Annotated in this window: 11 protein-coding genes and 1 pseudogene; 4 read left to right on the top strand and 8 right to left on the bottom strand. The window is 74.1% G+C overall.

Annotation, left to right across the window (positions count from 1 at the left end; all coding sequences use genetic code 11):
* Positions 1-373 precede the first annotated feature (373 nt).
* Entirely contained in the window at positions 374-823 is a 450-nt protein-coding gene (locus A949_RS0117950) for a PTS sugar transporter subunit IIA (RefSeq protein ID WP_019357407.1), read from the top strand.
* Between the two features lie 130 nt (positions 824-953).
* A complete protein-coding gene (gene ptsP, locus A949_RS0117945) occupies positions 954-2624 on the top strand; it encodes a phosphoenolpyruvate--protein phosphotransferase (protein WP_026004775.1) in 1671 nt (556 codons plus the stop codon).
* A 137-nt stretch (positions 2625-2761) separates the two neighbouring features.
* Here the strand turns inward: ptsP and A949_RS0117940 are convergent, their stop codons facing one another.
* Complete coding sequence (locus A949_RS0117940; RefSeq protein ID WP_019357405.1) at positions 2762-4783, bottom strand: acetoacetate--CoA ligase; 2022 nt, start codon at positions 4781-4783, stop codon at positions 2762-2764.
* 206 nt (positions 4784-4989) lie between these two features.
* Here A949_RS0117940 and A949_RS0117935 point away from each other — a divergent pair, with 206 nt between their 5' ends.
* Entirely contained in the window at positions 4990-7455 is a 2466-nt protein-coding gene (locus tag A949_RS0117935) for a glycoside hydrolase family 31 protein (RefSeq protein WP_019357404.1), read from the top strand.
* A gap of 72 nt (positions 7456-7527) precedes the next feature.
* On the opposite strand, the gene A949_RS0117930 is transcribed toward A949_RS0117935, so the two are convergent.
* Entirely contained in the window at positions 7528-8340 is an 813-nt protein-coding gene (locus tag A949_RS0117930) for an SAM-dependent methyltransferase (protein WP_019357403.1), read from the bottom strand.
* Positions 8341-8475: 135 nt separating this feature from the next.
* Positions 8476-9309: a M15 family metallopeptidase gene (locus A949_RS0117925; protein ID WP_019357402.1), complete on the bottom strand. Its 834-nt coding sequence runs from the start codon at positions 9307-9309 to the stop codon at positions 8476-8478.
* A gap of 408 nt (positions 9310-9717) precedes the next feature.
* Here A949_RS0117925 and glpK point away from each other — a divergent pair, with 408 nt between their 5' ends.
* Positions 9718-11223, top strand: coding sequence for a glycerol kinase GlpK (glpK, locus tag A949_RS0117920; RefSeq protein ID WP_019357401.1), 1506 nt, complete (start codon positions 9718-9720; stop codon positions 11221-11223).
* A 190-nt stretch (positions 11224-11413) separates the two neighbouring features.
* Here glpK and A949_RS0117915 read toward each other — a convergent pair whose 3' ends face one another.
* From A949_RS0117915 to A949_RS33785, 5 genes and pseudogenes are all read right to left on the bottom strand, one after another.
* Positions 11414-12019, bottom strand: coding sequence for a GTP-binding protein (locus A949_RS0117915; RefSeq protein ID WP_019357400.1), 606 nt, complete (start codon positions 12017-12019; stop codon positions 11414-11416).
* The gene (locus A949_RS0117910; RefSeq protein WP_019357399.1) at positions 12000-12413 is read right to left on the bottom strand and encodes a DUF742 domain-containing protein; all 414 of its coding nucleotides are present in this window, start codon (positions 12411-12413) and stop codon (positions 12000-12002) included. Before A949_RS0117910 ends, A949_RS0117915 begins: the two co-directional genes overlap by 20 nt.
* A gap of 56 nt (positions 12414-12469) precedes the next feature.
* Complete coding sequence (locus A949_RS0117905) at positions 12470-12916, bottom strand: roadblock/LC7 domain-containing protein (protein ID WP_019357398.1); 447 nt, start codon at positions 12914-12916, stop codon at positions 12470-12472.
* Complete coding sequence (locus A949_RS0117900; protein ID WP_019357397.1) at positions 12913-15807, bottom strand: sensor histidine kinase; 2895 nt, start codon at positions 15805-15807, stop codon at positions 12913-12915. The genes A949_RS0117905 and A949_RS0117900 overlap by 4 nt, the downstream gene beginning before the upstream one ends.
* A 579-nt stretch (positions 15808-16386) precedes the next feature.
* A pseudogene (locus A949_RS33785) lies at positions 16387-19525 on the bottom strand (hypothetical protein); the annotation flags it as partial.

The raw sequence follows: 19525 nt of genomic DNA, 5'->3' as shown, positions 1-19525 counted from the left end.
CTTCTTTCCAAGCCTACCACCGTGATTTCGATGGTCCGAACCGCTCCGCATCGAGGCGCAACAGCCAACGGGTCGAAATCGAGGAGGATTTGGAAGTGCTGCCGACACCTGGGTGCTCGGCAGGGAGACGACAGTACAGCCGGCTTCATGGCAGAGGCAAATCGGTGCTGCCCGGGGACGCGTGCGCAACCGGCCGGGAGCAGTGGCGCACCGGTCCACGACAGGCTGCTGACAAGGCACGACAGGGGGTGACGGGGCGGCCGTGCCTCTTGCGGAATCGGTTGTTCCTATGACTTACGCTTCTGAACGGTACGCCGTCCTGAACAGGTAGCGACGGCGACTGATCGAGTCTCCGCCCTTGGGAGGTCCCCCAATGACCACCGTGTCGTCCCCGCTGACCGGACGCGCCATCAGACTGGCCGCCGTGCCGGATCCGGTGTTCTCCGGAGCGATGGTGGGCCCCGGTACCGCTGTCGACCCCGTACGCGAACGGACGGAGGCCGTGGCACCGGTAGACGGAATCGTCGTCTCGCTGCATCCGCACGCGTTCGTGGTGGTGGACTCCGAGGGCCACGGGGTGCTCACGCACCTGGGGATCGACACCGTGCAGCTCAACGGGGAGGGCTTCGAGTTGCTGGCCGCCAAGGGGGACACGGTCACCCGCGGTCAGCCGGTGGTGCGCTGGGACCCGGCGGCCGTGGAGGAGAAGGGCAAGTCGCCCGTCTCCCCGGTCATCGCGCTCGAGGCCACCGCGGAGGCGCTCGGGGACGTACTGGAGGACGGGGACGTCGAGCGCGGGCAGACGCTCTTCGGCTGGAGCTGACGTACGCGCCCGGCCCCTTCTGTCGTGTCGTACCTCCACGCGTCGTCGGAAGTCCCTTCCCCGCGCGTGCGCGGGCCGGGTGGAAACCACTGCGGCGGTCTGAGGCCGCCGCCGAGCGGAGACGGGTGAGATGGACACAACGCTTCGAGGCGTGGGCGTGAGTCACGGGGTGGCGATCGGCGAGGCACGGCACATGGGCACGGCCGTGCTGGAGCCCCCGGCCAAGCAGATCGCCGCCGATGAGGCGCCGCGTGAACAGCAGCGCGCGCGGCAGGCCGTGGAGGCCGTCGCCGCCGATCTGGTCGCCCGGGGTCATCTCGCCGGCGGTGAGGCGCAGGCCGTGCTGGAAGCGCAGGCCATGATGGCGCAGGACCCCGAGCTGATGTCCGACGTGGAGCGGCGGATCACCGTCGGGAGCACGGCCGAGCGGGCGGTGTACGACGCGTTCGCCGCCTATCGCGCCCTGCTCGCGCAGGCGGGCGACTACCTGGCCGGGCGGGTGGCGGACCTGGACGACGTGCGGAACCGTATCGTCGCCCGGCTGCTGGGCGTTCCCATGCCGGGAGTGCCGGACAGCGACCGTCCCTACGTGCTGATCGCGCGGGACCTGGCGCCCGCCGACACGGCGCTGCTGGACACCTCGCTGGTGCTGGGCTTCGTCACCGAGGAGGGCGGCCCGACCAGCCACAGCGCGATTCTGGCGCGGGCGCTCGGCGTGCCCGCCGTGGTGGCGCTGCCCGGCGCGGGTGAGCTGGCCGAGGGCACGGTCGTCGCGGTGGACGGCAGCACCGGCGAGGTCGCGGTGAATCCGACCGCGGAGGAGCGGGAGGAGTTGGCGCGGGCCGCCGAGGACCGGAGGGCCGCCGTGGAGGCCGCCACCGGCCCGGGGGCCACCTCGGACGGTCACAAGGTGCCGCTGCTGGCGAACGTGGGCGGGCCCGGTGACGTGCCCGCCGCTGTGGAGGCCGGGGCCGAGGGCGTCGGCCTGTTCCGTACGGAGTTCCTGTTCCTGGACGACAGCGAGCAGGCACCCGGCGAGGACAAGCAGGTCGAGGCGTACCGGCAGGTGCTGGAGGCGTTCCCGGAGGGGCGCGTCGTGGTGCGGGTGCTGGACGCGGGTGCCGACAAGCCGCTGAGCTTCCTGACGCCGGCCGACGAGCCGAACCCCGCTCTGGGGGTGCGCGGGCTGCGCACGCTGCTCGACCATCCGGAGATCCTGCGGGGTCAGCTGCGGGCTCTCGCGAAGGCGGCCGAGGGGCTGCCGGTCTACCTGGAAGTCATGGCGCCGATGGTGGCGGACCGGACGGACGCGCGGGCGTTCGCCGACGCCTGCCGGGAGGCGGGACTGAGCGCGAAGTTCGGCGCCATGGTCGAGATTCCCTCCGCCGCGCTGCGGGCCCGTTCGGTGCTGCAGGAGGTGGAGTTCCTCTCCCTGGGCACCAACGATCTGGCGCAGTACACGTTCGCGGCCGACCGGCAGGTCGGTGCGGTCTCGCGGCTGCAGGACCCCTGGCAGCCCGCGCTGCTGGACCTGGTGGCCGTCTCGGCCGAGGCGGCGAAGGCGGAGGGCAAGAGCTGCGGCGTCTGCGGCGAGGCCGCTTCGGACCCGCTGCTGGCGTGCGTGCTGACCGGGCTCGGGGTGACCAGTCTGTCGATGGGCGCGTCGGCGATCCCGTTCGTGCGGGCACAGCTCGCCAAGCACACGCTGGCGCAGTGCGAGCGTGCGGCCGCTGCCGCGCGGGCCGCGGACAGCGGTCCGGACGCGCGGGCCGCGGCGCAGGCGGTGCTCTCCGGGGAGTGACCCGGGCGGCCGCCCGCGGAACGGGCGGCCGCAAAAGAAGGAGTGTGAGGGCCGTCCCGCTGCTGCGGGGCGGCCCTCACCGTGCGCGGACGGCCTTTCTCGTGGCCGGTCTGCTGCGGTGGTCCGGGCGCGTCCGGTCAGGCGGTGCGCTCGCGGCCGAGCTGCTCGTAGAAGCGGAGGAGTCCGGCGTCGTCGACCGAGCCGGGGTTGACGGCCTTCTCCATGGCGGTGCCCTGGAGGAGTCGTTTGACGGGGACCTCCAGGCGCTTGCCCGTCAGGGTGTGCGGTACGGCGGGGATCTCGATGATCTCGTCGGGCACGTGGCGGGGCGAGAGGCTCTGCCGGATGGTCTGCTTGACGCGGTCGCGCAGTGCGTCGTCGAGTGCGGCGCCCTCCGCGAGGTGGACGAAGAGCGGCATCCAGTAGCCGCCGTCGGCCTGTTCGACACCGATGACGAGGGACTCGCGGATCTCGGGGAGGCGTTCGACGGCCTCGTAGATGTCCGCCGAGCCCATCCGGACGCCCTGGCGGTTGAGGGTGGAGTCGGAGCGGCCGTGGATGACGACCGTGTTGCGGCTGGTGAGGGTGATCCAGTCGCCGTGGCGCCAGACTCCGGGGTACATGTCGAAGTAGCTGTCGTGGTAGCGCACGCCGTCGGGGTCGTTCCAGAACCGGACGGGCATGGAGGGCATGGGCTGGGTGACGACCAGTTCGCCGACCTCGTCCACCAGCGGCCTGCCCTGCGGGTCCCAGGCGGCCAGATCGGTGGCGAGGGAGGGTGCCTGCAGCTCTCCGGTGTGGACGGGGAGCGTGGGGACCGCGCCGGCGAAGCAGCTGCACACGTCGGTGCCGCCGCTGACCGAGGCGATCCACATGTCGGCGGCGACCTCGTCGTGGATCCAGCGGAAGCCGTCGGGCGGGAGCGGCGATCCGGTGGTGGCCACGCACTTGACCCGGGAGAGGTCGAAGTCCCGGCCCGGGTGCACGTCCGCCTTGCGGCAGGCCATGATGTAGGCGGCCGAGGTGCCGTAGATGGTCGTACCGGTGCGCTCGGCGACGCGCCACTGGGCCGCCGTGTCGGGGTAGCCGGGGCTGCCGTCGTAGGTGACGACCGTGGCGCCGGTGAGGAGCCCGGAGACCAGCAGGTTCCACATCATCCAGCCGGTGGAGGTGAACCAGAAGAAGCGGTCGCCGGGGCCCATGTCGTTGTGCAGGGTGAGCTGTTTGAGGTGTTCGAGCAGGATGCCGCCCTGGGACTGGACGATGGCCTTGGGCAGTCCCGTGGTGCCGGAGGAGTAGAGGACCCACAGCGGATGGTCGAAGGGCACCTGTTCGTAGTGGGGTTCGGCGTCGAGGGAGGTGACGTCCGCCCACTCCAGTGCCCCCTCGGGAGCCGGGGTGCCCAGCAGCGGCACGTGGACGACCGCGCGCAGGGTGGGCAGTTCGGAGCGGAGTTCGGCGACCGTCGCACGGCGGTCGTGCTCCTTGCCGCCGTAGCGGTAGCCGTCGACGGTGATCAGCACGACGGGCTCGACCTGCTGGAAGCGGTCCAGGACGCTGCGCGCGCCGAAGTCGGGGGCGCAGGAGGTCCAGACGCCGCCGACCGCGGCGGTGGCCAGCAGCGCGACCGCCGCCTCGGGAATGTTGGGCAGATATCCGCTGATCCGGTCGCCGGGACGGACGCCCAGTCGGCGCAGTTCCTGGGCCAGCGAGGCGACCTGGGAACGCAGTTGCGCCCAGCTCACCGGAGTGGGCTCGTGTGTTTCGTCGACGTGCAGCAGCGCCGGCCCGGCGGCGCGCCCGGGGTCCTCCGCCGGGCGCAGCGCGTGCTCGGCGTAGTTGAGCGTGGCGCCGGGGAACCAGTCGGCTCCGGGCATGGCGGCGTCGGCGAGGACGGTCTCGTACGGGGTGCTGAAGCGGACGCCGGACCACTCGGCGAAGGCGCCCCAGAAGGTGGTCAGGTGCTCGGTCGACCAGCGGTGCAGCGCGGCGTACGAGGCGACGGGGTCGCTCGGATCGGGCTCCGGGGCGCCGTGGTGCCGGGCCGCCCACTCCTGGAAGCGGGTGAGGCGGGCCGAGGAGAAGGCACCGGGGTCGGGCCGCCAGAGCGCCTCGGGCTGCGAGGTCCGGGCGGTCCTGTCGCTGTGTGCTGCGGTCATGGCGTGGCGGCTCCCTGACGTCCTGTACGCGTCGTCGCGTCCCTTCGCGCGGGACGATGCCATGTGGTCATCCGTTGTGCCAGGGCGGGTGTCACACAGTGCGGCTGTGTGCGGTGTGGGGAGCACACGGCGCGCAGGGTGACCACCGGGTGAACGGCCACCGAACAGCCCTGACGTGGGCGGTTGCCGGTGGCAGGCTGAGCAGCATGGACGGGCGGGGCCTGGGGCGGTCGGTGCGGGTGGTCGGTGCGGAGCAGGGGGCGCGGGCGCTGCGTGCGGCGTGGCGCAGGCGGCGGGCCGACGCGGCGGCGCTGCCGCGGCAGCGCGCGGAGCGGGCACGCACCCCGGGCGAGGCCGCGGGGGCGGAGGCGGGGCCGGGCGGCGGCCGGGTGCGCTTCGCCCGGTCGGCGCTGGAGGTGCGGGTGACGGCGGGCGGTGCGGTGTTCCTCGGCTGGGACGGCGCGGAGCCGGAACCGTCGTACGCGCTGGCGGGTCCCTGCCCGGAGGCCGACCCGCGGGCGCGGCTGGAGCCGGACAAGGACGGCGGCTGGCGGGTGGTCTCCGAGCGGATGCTGGTGACCGTCTCGCGCCGCGGGGCGGTGGAGGTGCGCACGCCGGGCGGCGCACTGCTGCGCCGGGACCATCCGCCCCGCTGGTGGGAGTCGGAGGAGGCGGCAGCGGGCGGTCCGCGCTGGATGCAGCGCTCGGAGCTGCCCGCGGACGCGCGCTTCTTCGGGTTGGGCGGCAGGAGCGCGGGCCCGCGGCTGCGGGAGGGCGCCTACCGGCTGTGGAACGGCGGCGCCGACACCCGCGACCGGGGCGCGGGTCCGGTGCCGGTCGCCATGCCGGTGCTGGTGAGTGTGGCCGACGCGGGCACCCTGCTGGTCTTCCACGACAACTCCTGGGACGGCTGGGTGGCGGTACGGGAGGGCGCCGAGGGGCGGGGGTCGGGCCACGACCGGCCGGCGCGCTGCGAGGTGCGGATGAGCGGGGGCCCGATGCGGTACTGGGTGGTGGCCGGTGCCCCCTCCCGGGTGCTGCACGGCTGGGCGGCGCTGACCGGGGCGCCCGCCGTGCCGCCCCGCTGGGCGCTGGGCCACCAGCATGTGCATCGGGGCCGGGCCGGGGAGCGCGAGCTGCGGCGGCTCGCGGACGGCCACCGCGCGCACGGGCTGCCGCTGAGCGCGCTGCAGTTGGATTCCGGCGCCGGGTGGGGTGGGCGCACCGCGGGCCCGGACCGCTCGGTGGACAGGGCGGCGGACGAGGCGGGCGCGGACGCCTCCGCGGGCCCGGGTTCCCGGAGGAACCCGGGCCGCTCGGCGGACGGGGACGCGGCGGCGGGCCGGTCGGAGGCGGCGGCGCGGCTGCGGGAGGACGGAGTGGAGCTGGTGTCGGTGGTGCGGCCGGGGGTGGTGGCCGAGCCGGGCTGCCCGGTCTTCGACAGCGGCACCGCGGCGGACGTGTTCGTCCGGGACGCGGCGGGCCGCACCGTGCTGGGCGGGGCGCGCCGGGGGGATGCGGCCTTCCCCGACTTCACGGACCGGCGGGCGCGCAAGTGGTGGGGCGCGCTGTTCGCGGAGCGGGTCGAGCAGGGCTTCACCGCGGTCTGGCACGCCGGTGACGAGCCCGCGTCGCTGTGCGCCTTCGGCGAGGCGACGCTGCCCCGCTCGGCCCGGCACGCGCTGGAGGGCCGGGGCGGCGACCACCGGGAGGCGCACAACGTCTACGCGCTGGCGATGGCGATGGCGGGCTGCGCCGGGATGCGGGAGCTGCGTCCCCAGGAGCGTCCGTTCGTGCTCGCGGGCTCGGGGTGGGCGGGGAGCCAGCGCTACGGCGGTATCGGCACCGCCGCGCCGGAGGCCGGGTGGGAGGGGCTGCGGACCACGCTGTCGCTGGTGCTGGGTCTGGGGCTGTGCGGGGTGCCTTTCGCGGGGCCGGACGTCGTCTCGCCGGCCGGCCGGCCCTCCCCCGAGCTGTATCTGCGCCGGCTCCAGCTGGCCGCCTGGCTGCCGCTGCTGCGTACCCGGACGACGGGGCGCGCGGCCGGTGCGTCGTGGGAGGCCGCGGCGCCCTGGGGGGTCGGTGCGGAGTTGCTGGGGCAGGTGCGCGCGGCGCTGGCGGAGCGGGAGCGGCTGCTGCCGTATCTGATGACGCTGGCTCAGCTGGCGCACCGTACGGGCACCCCCTATGTGCGGCCGGTCTGGTGGCAGCATCCCCGGGACCGGGCGCTGCGCGACTGCGAGGACGCGTTCCTGCTGGGGGACGCGCTGCTGATCGCACCGGTGCTGGAGCCGGGTGTGCGGTCGCGTGCGGTGCGGTTGCCGCCGGGCCGGTGGTACGACACCCGTACCGGGCGCGGGCACCGCGGACCGGCGACGGTGCGCCTGCCGGCGCCGTTGGCGGGGCTTCCGGTGCTGGCACGGGCGGGATCGGCGATTCCGGTGCAGGGTGCCGGTGGGCGCACGGAGCTGGAGGTGTGGCCGCCGGTTCCGGGGCGTACCGGTGGCGGACTGCTGATCCCCGATCCGGGTGCCGGAGGGGGGCGTCCGGCCGCCGAGAGGTTCACGGTGCGCCGCGGGCAGGACGGGGGCGTCCTGGTGGAGGGGGAGGACGGTGCGGCGGTGGGGTACCCCGTGCGGCTGGGCCGGCCGGCCGGCTCGCCGGCCGGGTGAGCCCGGGCCGGTGAACCGGCCGGCCGGCGCCCCGGCCCGGCGGGCCCGCCCCCGGGCCCGGGGCTCGTGGGCTCAGGGCTTGCGTCCGACTCCTCCGTAGCAGGCGATCCGGGGCGGCTCGCCGAACGGCAGTGCCTCGGGACGCCAGTGCGGGAGGGAGACGATGCCCGGTTCCAGCACTTCCAGCCCCTCGAAGAAGCCCGCCATCTGCTCGGGGGTGCGCGGCGTGTAGGGCACGGCTCCGCTGCCCGCGTTGAAGCGGCGGATGGCCTCGACGTAGGCGGGGTCGGTGGTGCTGCCGTCGTTGTAGCCCAGATAGCTGCCGGGCGGCAGCGCGTCCAGCAGTTCGCGGGTGACGGCCCGTGCCTCGGCCTCGTCCTGGACCAGGCCCAGGACGCCCATCAGCATCAGGCCGACGGGCCGGTCGAGGTCGAGGGTCTCGGCGGCGGCCGCGAGGATGCCGGCGGGGTCGCGCACGTCGGCGTGCAGGTAGCTGGTGGCGCCCTCGCGGGTGCTGGTGAGCAGGGCCTGGGCGTGCGCGAGGACGAGGGGGTCGTTGTCGACGTAGACGATCCGGGACTCCGGTGCCACCCGCTGGGCGATCTCGTGGGTGTTGTCGACGGTGGGCAGGCCGGTGCCTATGTCGAGGAACTGGCGGATGCCCGCCTCTCCGGCGAGGTGGCGTACGACGCGGCCGATGAAGGCCCGCGAGTGCCGGGTGATGTCGACCATCCCGGGGAAGACCTCGCAGACCTTGTCGCCTGCGGCACGGTCGACGGCGTAGTGGTCCTTGCCGCCCAGCAGGTAGTTCCAGATGCGCGCGGAGTGCGGCACCGTGGTGTCGATCTGCGTCGCGGGCCGTTGTGCCTGCGTCCGTTCGGTCATGGTGGGCTCCCCTGCTCGGCTGTGCTGCGGCTGCTGCGGGTCCGGTGTCCGGCTGCCGCTTCAACCTAGCGCCAAAGGTACGGCCACCGGAGCCGTCCGGACGCTTTCGGCCGGGCGGCTCCGGTGGCGGCGGTCTCAGTGGTGCGGGTGGTGCGGGGTCAGCGAGCGGCGGGAGACGGGGAAGTCGAAGTAGGTGTCCGGGAAGGTCTCCGGCTCATGGGTGAAGTGCCACCACTCCTCCGGCAGGTTGGTGAAGCCCTCGTGCTCCAGGGTGCGCTTGAGCAGCAGCCGGTTGGCGCGCTGCTTTCCGGTGACGCGGGGGTCGTCGGTGTGCGCCAGGGTGTCGAAGCAGTCGAAGCCGGTGCCGGTGTCGACGGAGTTGTCGGGGAACCGTTCCTCCTGGGGCGCGTAGCACGGCACGAGGGGTTCGCCGGGGTGGTAGGGGCGGGTGGGCCGGGCGGGCAGTTCGGCGACGGTGAGGTCGACGGTGCTGCCGCGGCTGTGTCCGGACTTCTCCGCGATGTAGCCGTCCTCGAAGAGCCTGTTCTTGGCCACGCGCGGGTAGAACTCGCGCTTCATGCGCTGGTCGTCCAGGTCCTTGGCCCAGCGCACGAAGTGGTCCACGGCCCGCTGCGGGCGGTAGCAGTCGTAGACCTTGAGCGTGTGGCCGCGCCGCAGCAGGGAGCGCTGGGCTCGGGCGAGGGCACGGCCGGTGTCCCGGGTGACCAGGCACATCGGCCGGCGGTAGCCGTCGATGCGCTCGCCGACGAAATTGTGCCGGGTGAAGTAGCGGATGTCCTGGCGGATGGTCGGTGCCACGTCGTGCAATGCGACGAACTCTTCGGGTGCCCTGGGCTCGTGGCGGTGCCCGGATGCGGCCTGAGCTGCGGGGACGGGGGCGGCCGCGAGGAAGAGGAGCGCGGCGGCTGCGGCGAGGTGGGCCCGAGGTGCGGTGCGGTTGCGTCTCATGCCCCTCTCCTCTACCAGGGAACGCAGAGATGCGGAACGGTGGCTCGGGACCACCCCCGTCGGTCCCGTGCCACCGTTCCTGATTCGTCTGGACGCCCGGCCCCCGGATGCGGTTCACGTGACGGGTGGGACGTGCGGGGACGTGAGGATCTGGTGACACCCTGGTGACAGTCGCGACAGGAGCGTCGCAGACAGGGTGCGTCGAGGCGGTCGTGCGCCCGGCCTTGACTGCCCCTCAGCCGCGCTGAAAACTGCCGTCACGCTCATCGCGGGCACCGTCGTCAGCCGGGTGGAGCCGCCGATCGGCGGGGCCTGCGGGCTCCGCTCGGCGGGGCTGCGGCGTACCGCTCCGCAAGGCCGCATTCTGATCGTGACGTCCGAACGCACCTATCGAGGGGTCGTCAAAACATGACGGACAAGTACGTCGCTGCCATCGACCAGGGCACCACCTCCAGCCGCTGCATCGTCTTCGACCAGCGGGGCGGAATCGTCGCCGTCGACCAGCAGGAGCACCGCCAGATCTTCCCGAAGCCCGGCTGGGTGGAGCACGACGCCGACGAGATCTGGACGAAGGTCCAGTCCGTGGTCGGGGGCGCGTTGGAGCGGGCCGGACTGCGCGCCGACCAGCTCAGCGCCATCGGCATCACCAACCAACGTGAGACGACGGTGCTGTGGGACCGCGCGACGGGCCGGCCGGTGCACAACGCCATCGTCTGGCAGGACACCCGGACCGCCGGGCTCTGCACCGAGCTGGGCGGCGAGGTGGGCCAGGACCGCTTCCGGGATCGCACGGGGCTGCCACTGGCCAGCTACTTCGCCGGGCCGAAGGTCGCCTGGCTGCTGGACAACGTACCCGGGCTGCGGCAGCGCGCCGTCGACGGGGAGATCGCGTTCGGCACCATGGACTCCTGGCTGATCTGGAATCTGACCGGTGGTGTGGACGGCGGACGGCACGTCACCGATGTCACCAACGCCTCCCGCACCATGCTGATGAACCTGGAGTCCCTGGAGTGGGACGCCTCGGTGCTGGAGGCGATGGATGTGCCCGCCGCCGTGCTGCCGGAGATCAGGTCCTCCTCGGAGGTGTACGGCACGGCCGTCGGGCAGCTGGCCGGGGTGCCGGTGGCCTCGGCGCTCGGCGACCAGCAGGCGGCCGTCTTCGGACAGACCTGCTACGGCGTGGGCGAGGCCAAGAACACCTACGGCACCGGTTCCTTCCTGCTGCTGAACACCGGCAGCCGGCCGGTGCCCAGCAAGCACGGGCTGCTGACCACGATGGGCTACCGGCTGGGCGACGAGGCGCCGGTCTACTGCCTGGAGGGCTCCATCGCGATCACCGGTGCACTGGTGCAGTGGTTCCGCGACCAGCTCGGCATCATCGACGACGCGGCGGAGATCGAGACGCTGGCCGCCAGTGTCGAGGACAACGGCGGGGCCTACATCGTGCCCGCGTTCTCGGGCCTGTTCGCGCCGTACTGGCGTTCGGACGCACGCGGTGTCATCGCGGGGCTGACCCGGTACGTGACCAAGGCGCACCTGGCACGGGCCGTGCTGGAGGCCACGAGCTGGCAGACCCGCGAGGTGGTCGACGCGATGTACCAGGACAGCGGTGTGGAGATCACCTCGCTGAAGGTGGACGGCGGGATGACCGCCAACAGCCTGCTGATGCAGCACCAGGCGGATGTGCTGGGCGTACCGGTGATCCGGCCGGTGATCGCCGAGACCACCTGCCTGGGCGCGGCGTACGCCGCGGGGCTGGCGACCGGCGTGTGGTCCGGTCTGGAGGAGCTGCGCGCCCACTGGAAGCGGGACGCCGAGTGGACTCCCTCGATGGGCGAGGAGGAGCGCGAGAAGGAGTACGCGAACTGGCACAAGGCCGTGGAGCGGAGCTTCGGCTGGGAGCAGTCCGGCTGAGACCCGACCGGGCGGGGCCGCTGCGGTCCCCGCCCGGCGGTCCGGTGCGGCGGCCCCCGGGACGGGACGCGAGGGCCCGCGGAGTCGGCACGCGCGGTCCGGGAGGACGGTGTGCGGGGTCCGACGGAGGCCGCCGGGCCGGCAACCGGACCGCGCAGCGGACACCGGGCCGGCCGGCGGAGCTGCGCCCTCAGGCGCCGGCCGTCGTCCGGGTGGCGATGTGCCGGGCGTGCTGGACCACCGAGACGAGCACGTCCCGCGCGGATTCGCGCTGCCGCGCGTCGCACAGCAGCACCGGTATTTCGCCGTCCAGGTCGAGGGCCTCGCGGACGTGCTCGACGGGGTACCGCTCGGCGTCGTCGAAGCAGTTGACCGCCACCGTGAAGGGGATGCCGCGGCGCTCGAAGTAGTCGACGGCCGCGAAGCTGTTCTCCAGCCGCCGGGTGTCGGCGAGCACCACGGCACCCAGCGCACCGCTCGCCAGCTCGTCCCACAGGAACCAGAACCGGTCCTGCCCAGGAGTGCCGAACAGGTAGAGCACCAGTTCTTCGTTGATGGTGATCCGGCCGAAGTCCATGGCCACGGTCGTGGTGGTCTTCGCCTCCACACCGCGGGTGCTGTCCACGGGACGGCTGGCCTCGGTCAGCAGTTCCTCGGTGCGCAGCGGTTTGATCTCGCTGACCGCCCCCACCAGTGTGGTCTTGCCGACGCCGAACCCGCCGGCCACCAGGATCTTCAGTGTGACCGGTTCGGCGGGGGCCTTGTCGCCGCGCCGCTCAGAGCGCCCGAAGACCATTGATCACCTCTCTGAGGATGCTCTCGTCCGGCAGTTCCGCCGGAGGAACGGGGCGGGTGACGCGTACCAGTGCGGCCTCCAGCAGATCGCCGAGCAGCACGCGCACCACCCCCACGGGAAGGTCGAGCTCCGCCGCCACTTCCGCCACCGACAGCGGCGAGCGGCGGCAGAGCACGACGATGTCCTGGTGCTCGGGGACGAAGGAGTGGTCGGAGAGGAGCGTGTCCTCGGCCGCGGACAGTGCACCCGGCTCCGCCCCGTCCGCGTCGTCGACGATGACGAGGGCGATGAGGTCGAACTGCTTGTCCGTGCCGCCGCTGCGGGTGCGGCCGCGGGTCATCGCGTACGGCCGCACCACGGGTCCCGCCGCGTCATCGAACCAGTGGTCCGCCATGGCCGGCCCGCCTCCTCCCGCTCCTCGTCCCGTCGCCTGTCATCCTCGCCGCGCCGTCACCCGGCTCCGGGCGCGCCGCTGTCGCCCGGGGTGCTGCGCGGTGCGGTGCCCAGATGCGCTCCGACGCGCTTGACGAGGAGCGTCATCTCGTAGGCGACCTGGCCGACGTCGGCGTCCTGGTCGGCCAGGACGGCGAGGCAGCTCCCGTCCCCGGCGGCCGTCACGAAGAGGAACGCTTCTTCCAGTTCGACCACGGTCTGCCGTACGCCGCCGACGCCGAAGTGGTGACCCACCCCCTTGGCGAGGCTGTGGAACCCGGAGGCGACAGCCGCCAGGTGTTCGCTGTCCTCGCGGGACAGCCCCTCCGAGGCGCCTCTGGCGAGGCCGTCCCCGGAGAGCACGAGCGCCTTGCGGATACTGGCGACGCGCTGGACCAGCTCGTCGAGGAGCCAGTTGAGTTCACCGCTCCCAGCCTGGTGCGATGCGGTGTCTGGTGCGGTCATCGACCGTCCCTTCCCGGTGTTGTTCCTGGTGCTGACTCCCCCGTCTCGTGCGGCGGTTCGCTCTCGCGTCTGCCGCGTTCCCAGCCGCGCTGGAGGGATGCCATCTTGCTGCGCACTTCGTCGGCGTCGCGGTCGGCGACCTCCGGCGGGCTGGATTCCGGGGATTCCGTCCGCGGCTGCGGCATACGGGTGTTGACCGTCGGTGCGTCCCCTTTGAGCTGCGGTGCGAGGCTGGCCTGGCGCACCCGGCGGGGCAGCCCGCCGGGGCGTTCGGGCTCGGCGCCCGCTCCCCCGGACGGCGTACCCGCCGCGCCGGTGCCGTCCTCGCGTCCGGAGGTGCCACCGGCGCCGGGGCCGGCCGCCTCCTCCGGGCTGTGCGGCCCGAGGGCGGTGCCGTCGGGCCCGGTGGCCGCCCCCGGACGCGCGGCACTCCCCTGCTCGCCCGCGGAGTCCGTGCGGGAGCCGGCGTCGGACGCCTCCGCCGAGGACGCCTGTCCGGAGGGCGCCCGGTCCTCCGCCGTGCGCGAAGGGGCGCGGGGCTTCTTGCGCCGCGGCAGCGGCGCGGGGCCGCCGCCCGCGGAGCGCTCGGCCGGGGGCTGCCGGTCCGGGTCGACGGTGCGCCCGTTGTCGGAGACCAGGACCGGGGCACCCGGCCGGCGCCGGGGCAGGGGTTTGGGGCCGCCGTCCGCGGCGTCGCCCCCGCCGGTGCGGGAGTCCGCGTCGCCACCGGAGGCCGGGGCACCCTCGGAACCCCCGCGGGAGTCCGCGCGGGAGACGGGCGCGGCCTCGTCCCGCGCCTGCTGGTGCTGCTCCCCCGCCGGGGCGGCCGCGGGGGCTTCCGGGCCGCGGGGCAGCTTGCGCGGCCCGCTCTCCCGGCCCGACCGGCTGCCGTCCTCCAGCGGGGCCTCCAGCTCGACGGGGCCGTCCAGCGGCCGGGCGGTTCCCGCACCGGCCCCCACGGCAGCGCGGTCACCGCGCGACTCGTCGTCGCGGCCGGGGGTCTCGGTGAGGACCGCACCGGGGATGAGGACGACCGCGGTGGTTCCGCCGTAGGGCGAGGGCTGCAGCGAGACCCGGACGCCCTGGCGCTGGGCCAGCCGCGAGACCACGAACAGTCCCAGCCGGTCGGTGTCGGACAGCTCGAACTCAGGAGTCTCGGCGAGCCGCAGATTGGCGTCCAGCATCGCCTCGGCCGTCATGCCCAGGCCCCGGTCGTGGATCTCCAGGGTGAAGCCGTTCGCGACGCGCTCCCCCAGCACCTGCACGGCGGTGTGCGGCGGGGAGAAGACGGTGGCGTTCTCCAGCAGTTCGGCGACCAGGTGGGTCAGGTCGGCGACCGCGCTGCCGTCCACGGCGAGCCGGGGCAGCCTGCGCACCTCGATCCGCTCGTAGTCCTCGACCTCGGCCACGGCGGCCCGTACCACGTCCATCAGCTGGACGGGCTTGCGCCACTGCCGCGACGGCGTCGCACCGGAGAGGATGACCAGGCCCTCGGCGTGCCGGCGCATCCTGGTCGTCATGTGATCGAGTTTGAAGAGGTCGGCGAGTTCGTCGGCGTCCTCGGTACGGCGCTCCATGGTGTCGAGCAGGGTGAGCTGGCGGTGCAGCAGCACCTGGTTGCGGCGGGCGAGGTTGACGAAGACCTCGGAGACGCCGCGCCGCATGTCGGCCTGTTTGACGGCGGCTTCGACGGCCGCGCGCTGGAGGGTGTCGAGTGCCTGGCCCACCTGGCCGATCTCGTCCTGCGGGTACTCCAGGCGGGGGGACTCGTTCTCGACGTCCACCCGTTCGCCGGCGGCCAGCCGGCGCATCACGCTCGGCAGCCGCTCACCGGCGGCCTCGCCGGCCTCCTTGCGCAGCGTGTTCAGGTCGCGGACCAGGCCGCGGCCGACGCGGATGGAGATGACGAGCGAGGCGAGCACCGCGAGGAAGCCCAGCACCCCGGCGGCCGCCGCCTGGACGAGCACCCGCGTGGCGACCGGGTCGACGCGCTCGTGGTAGCGCTGGTCGGTCTGCTTCGCCAGCTTCCGGAGGTCGTGCATGACGGTGTTCATGGCGAACCGCCAGCGCTCCTCGCTGACCGGCCCCTCGGTGGTGCGCGGTCCGGCGGCGATGACAGCGTCCTCGTAGCTGCGCAGGGTGCGGCCGTCGCTGCTGTTCCAGTAGTTCTCGAACAACTGCCGGTCCTCGGCGGGCAGCGTGGGGAGGTTGCTCTCGTAGGCGATGTTGCGCTCGGCGACCCGGTCGGAGAGCGCCCGCTGGTCGCCGCGGGTGAACTGCCCGGCCGCGTACGCGGCGGCCATCAGCGCGTCCTCCCGGGAGAGGTACTCACGCGCGCGGTTCACCCCGACCAGGGCCCGGCCCTGCTTCTCCAGGTCGATGTCGTCCACCGCGCTGAGCGAGTTGACCAGCGCGTAGGCGGGGTCGATCAGTTCGTTGTAGGCCTGGAAGGCACCGCCGCGGGTGACGGTGTCCTGCTCCACCCGGGTCCGCAGCGTCCGCAGCCCGTCCAGGGCCTCCAGGAAGTCGTCCAACCGGGCCTCGGAGTCGGGGCCGAGCTCGGCGCGCAGGCCGCTGTCCTTTGCGTTCCGGCGCACCGCCGCGACCTCGCGGTCCGTGGTGCGCTGGAGGTCGTGCAGCGCCGACAGCTCCTTGTCGTCGCGGGGGGCGGCCACATGGACCATGATCTGGCGGCGCTCCTGCTGGAGGGCGCGGACGGCGTCCTCGGAGGGCTCACCGATCTTGTGGGTCACCTCGTCGAGGCGCAGCAGGCTGTTCGCCTCGGTGGCGGTGATGTAGGTCGCGAAGCCCCAGATGGACAGCAGGGAGACCAGCGGCACCAGCAGCAGCACCACGATCTTCCGGCGGATGGACTTCCCGCGAAAGCGCATGGCCTCCCCTACGTCTTCCCCAGCGCACGGGGGGTGTGTACCGACAGCAAACGGCCTGAGCTTACTACCGGGGCGCCGGCAACTCGTACGCGTGCGGGAGCGTTCGACCAGGCAGTCCAGGGTGCCTCATCCTGAGTTGTCCGTCGATGCCCCTCTGGACCATCGAAGTGTGTGGCACAGGCCACGTCCACGGAAGCGTGGGAGGATCAGGGGGTGGTGAAGGGGGAGTGAAAGAGATGTATGCGAAGCCCCGCCTGCCGGATCCGGTCCGGACGGCGGCGGTGCGGGCGGTGATCGTCGCGGCGCTGACGCTGGTGCAGCTCATGGTCGCGTTCTTCTGCTCGATGGCCGCCGTCTGGCTGGCGTTCCCGATGGTGCTGTCGACCATCGGCAGCACGGTCGTGGCCACCTGGGCGGTCCTCGACGTGTGGATCACCCGGCAGGTGTGGGTGCAGCGGCACGGGGTGCTCTCCGAGCCCAGCAGCGCCGCCAGACGGCGGGCGCTGGCCGACCGCCACCGCTCGGCGGGCACCGTGGCGGAGCGGGGCGGCACCGGAACTCCGGGCGTCGCCCCCGGAGTCAGCCGTGCGGGGAGTGTGCCGCATCCGACGCGTCACCCGGCTGCTGAGGCGCGGGCACGTCCGGCCGGGCATCGGGCTCCTGCGGCCGGGCGTGCGGCTCGTCCTGACCGCCGGACGGATCCTGGCCGGGCCGGCGGAACATCCGTGTCGCGGTGATCTCCCCGTGCACCGCGGCCTCGTCCTCCTCGGCCTCCGGCCGGGGCACACCGGGGCGCATGTGCTCCTCCACGCTGATGTACTTCAGCCCGGCACGCAGGTCCGCGTCGTTGCGCAGCCGGATCACCAGCGGGAACTCCGCCAGCGCCGTGGTGTCGAACAGCCCGGTGGTGTACAGGAGCTGGACCCCCAGCGCGTCGGCGACCGCCCGCTGGAGCTCCAGCAGATAGGTGGCGTTGGCCCGTCCGATGGGGTTGTCCAGGAAAAGGGTGCCGGCGTGCCGGTGCTTGTCGTGCCCCCGGTCGTTGCTGCGCAGCGCCGCCATCGTGCAGTACAGGGCGATGGCGGCGGTCAGCAGCTGCCCGCCCGAGAAGACGTCGCCCATCTGCCCGACCGGAACGCGCTCGGCCCGCAGCACGGCGTCCGGCTTGAGGATCTCCACCGCGACACCGCGCGGCTGGAGCGCCGCGTGCACGCCGCGCAGCAGCAGCGTCATGCCGTCCCGGCGCAGATCCGAGTTCTTGCGGACCGCCGCACGGGTGGCCTCGTCGATGACCTCGCCCAGCCGTTCGGTCAGGGTGGCCTGATCGGGATCGTCGAAGCGGATGCGCAGGAACTCCTGGCCGGACCACTCCCCCAGCCCCTCCGGCAGCCGCGAGAGCCGCTGCGCCGAGCGCAGCGTGGTCAGTGACGACTCGACCAGACCGCGCAGCCGGTCCACGATGCTGTCGCGGTTGCGCTCCAGCTGGGCCAGTTCGTCGGTGAGGACCCGCAGCCGGGGCGCGAACGCCGTCGCCCAGGCGGCCGCGTGGTCGGGCAGCGCGGAGGCCGGGAGTTCGCGCACCTGCTGCCGGGCCGGGGTGCGGACCTGCTCGAAGCGGCTGGAGTTGGCGTGCCGCACCAGCGTCTCGCAGGCCTCGCGCACGGACTGCTCGGCCGTGCTGAGGTCGGCGGCGCAGCCGCGCAGCGACCTTCTGGCCTCGGCTGCCGCCTGCCGGGCCTCGGCCGGACCGCCCGCGTACGGCTCGGGGGGCTCCTCGCCGTCACCGCCGGGGACGGGCGCGGCCGGATCGCGCAGCAGGTCGCGGAGGACGGCCGCGGTCTCCTCGAAGCCGCCGGCGGCGTCCTCCGCCGCGGAGTGGTCCCGCTGGAGCGCGGTGTGCGCGGCACGGGCGGCGTCCAGTTCGTCGCCCCGGGCGGCGAGTTCGGCGTTGGCGGTCCGCAGCAGGGTCTGGGCCTGCGCGGCGTCGGCGGGCACCAGTTCGTCCGGCAGTTCGGTGTGGCGCTCGCCCTCGCTGGGCGAGAGCCGCTCGGCCTCGCCGCGGAACCTGCCCAGTTGCTCGCTGATGTCGGAGCCGCGCGCCTCCAGCCGCTGCACGAGCGCTTCGGCCCGGGCCGCCGCGGCCTGCCGGGAGGGGCCGTCGGCGCCGTCCGGGCCTTCGAGCAGCTGCGCCGCGCGGGTGCGCACCTTGTTGCTGAGCCGGTCCAGGGCGGCCTTGGCCGCGGACTCGTCGCCCTCCGCGCGGGCCTGTTCGGCGCGCAGGTCGGCGCCGACGCCCACCTTCTCGTAGAGCTGGGAGGCGGAGCGGTAGGCGGCGCGCAGGTCCGGCAGGGAAGCCGTGCGCGCGGGCGCCGGGGTCCCGCCGTCCGCCTCCGCGTCCGGCTGCGCCGGATCGTCGGGCACACCGGCGATCTCGGCCCGTTCGGCACGCAGGGTGCGCGCCGTCCGGCGCGCGTCGTCCGCGGCGCGCTGCGCCTCGCGGCGATCCTCGTCGGCCGCGCGCGCCCGCTCCAGGCACTGTTCGGCACGCTCCCGGGCGGCGGCCACCTCGTCGGTCAGCTCACGCAACCGGGCCTGCCAGCCGGCGCGCTCCCGCAGCCGGAAGGCGAGCCCCGCGAGCGCGTCGGCGGCACGGCGCGCACGCTGGGCCGCCTCCTGGCGCTCGTCGCGGACCCGGGCGGTCTCGGCGGCCTGTTCGTCGGCCTCCGCGCGGTCCTCGCGGACCTGGGCGAGGTGCTGCTGGGCGGTTTCGGCGGCCCCGCGGGCCCGGGCCGCGGCTTCGGCCAGCTCGACGAGGCGGCCTTCGGGACAGCTCCCGCGCCAGGAGACGAGCCGGGCCGCGAGCGCCCGGTCGGCGGAGAGCCGCGCGGCGAGGCCGCGGATCTCCTCGTCCCGGGTGGCGGCGCGCTCCCGCAGCCGGCCGCGCTCGCCGTCGGCCGCGTCCTCGTCGTGCATCGCCGGGTTGGGCGGCACGAGGAACACCTGCCCGGCGGCGGAACCCTCCTCGCCGCCGTCCGGTGCGGGCGCGGGGGCCAGCAGCGCGGCGGAGGTGCCGACGGCCACCGCGGAGCGGGGCAGCAGCACCGCGCCGGCCAGCACTTCGCGGGCGCGCACGTGGCTCTCGGGGTCGGTGATGATGACGCCGTCGACCAGTTCCGGCCGGGCGGCGAGCACCGCGGCGTGATCGGCCGGGTCGACGGCCTGGGCGAGGTAGCGCCAGCCGGGCAGCGCGGGGACGCCGTGCTCGCCCAGGTACTCGACGGTGGCCGTCACATCGGGTCCGGGCGGCAGGAGTCCGCCGTCGCCGAGCGCGCCGAGCATCCTGGAGTCGTCCGCGGCCGCGGTCCGCAGCTCGAACAGCTGCCGCTCGGCCGCGGCCACGCCCTCGTCCAGCAGTTCCTGGAGCGTCCGGGCGCTGCGGTCCAGCTCCTCCGCCGAGAGCGGCCCCTGGGCCGCCGGGGTGCCGTGGTCGGGCACCGCGCGGGGAGCGGGCCGTGCGCCCCGCCCCGCTCCGTCCTGCGGGGCACGGCCCTGGCCGGGTACCGCACCGGTGCTCCGGCCGGCCGCCGGGCCGGTGTCCGCGGCGGACGCCTGCGCGTCGGGGGCGCTGCCCACATCCCGCTGGCCCGGTACGGAGGGGCGGGAGGGCGCGGCGGTCCCGGTGCTCTCCGCGGCCGCCGGGCGGTCGGGCAGTCCGAGG

The sequence above is a fragment of the Streptomyces sp. AA1529 genome (genome assembly GCF_000280905.1).
GTDB lineage: Bacteria > Actinomycetota > Actinomycetes > Streptomycetales > Streptomycetaceae > Streptomyces.
The sequence above is the reverse complement of the archived record's forward strand: the minus strand, read 5'-3'. Positions and strand labels throughout refer to the sequence as shown.

What these genes read in the sequence shown, in the direction of transcription:
- A949_RS0117950 (WP_019357407.1), top strand. Translation starts at nt 374, where the DNA reads ATGACCACCGTGTCGTCCCCGCTGACCGGACGCGCCATCAGACTGGCC.
- ptsP (WP_026004775.1), top strand. Translation starts at nt 954, where the DNA reads ATGGACACAACGCTTCGAGGCGTGGGCGTGAGTCACGGGGTGGCGATC.
- A949_RS0117940 (WP_019357405.1), bottom strand. Translation starts at nt 4,783, where the DNA reads ATGACCGCAGCACACAGCGACAGGACCGCCCGGACCTCGCAGCCCGAG.
- A949_RS0117935 (WP_019357404.1), top strand. Translation starts at nt 4,990, where the DNA reads ATGGACGGGCGGGGCCTGGGGCGGTCGGTGCGGGTGGTCGGTGCGGAG.
- A949_RS0117930 (WP_019357403.1), bottom strand. Translation starts at nt 8,340, where the DNA reads ATGACCGAACGGACGCAGGCACAACGGCCCGCGACGCAGATCGACACC.
- A949_RS0117925 (WP_019357402.1), bottom strand. Translation starts at nt 9,309, where the DNA reads ATGAGACGCAACCGCACCGCACCTCGGGCCCACCTCGCCGCAGCCGCC.
- glpK (WP_019357401.1), top strand. Translation starts at nt 9,718, where the DNA reads ATGACGGACAAGTACGTCGCTGCCATCGACCAGGGCACCACCTCCAGC.
- A949_RS0117915 (WP_019357400.1), bottom strand. Translation starts at nt 12,019, where the DNA reads ATGGTCTTCGGGCGCTCTGAGCGGCGCGGCGACAAGGCCCCCGCCGAA.
- A949_RS0117910 (WP_019357399.1), bottom strand. Translation starts at nt 12,413, where the DNA reads ATGGCGGACCACTGGTTCGATGACGCGGCGGGACCCGTGGTGCGGCCG.
- A949_RS0117905 (WP_019357398.1), bottom strand. Translation starts at nt 12,916, where the DNA reads ATGACCGCACCAGACACCGCATCGCACCAGGCTGGGAGCGGTGAACTC.
- A949_RS0117900 (WP_019357397.1), bottom strand. Translation starts at nt 15,807, where the DNA reads ATGCGCTTTCGCGGGAAGTCCATCCGCCGGAAGATCGTGGTGCTGCTG.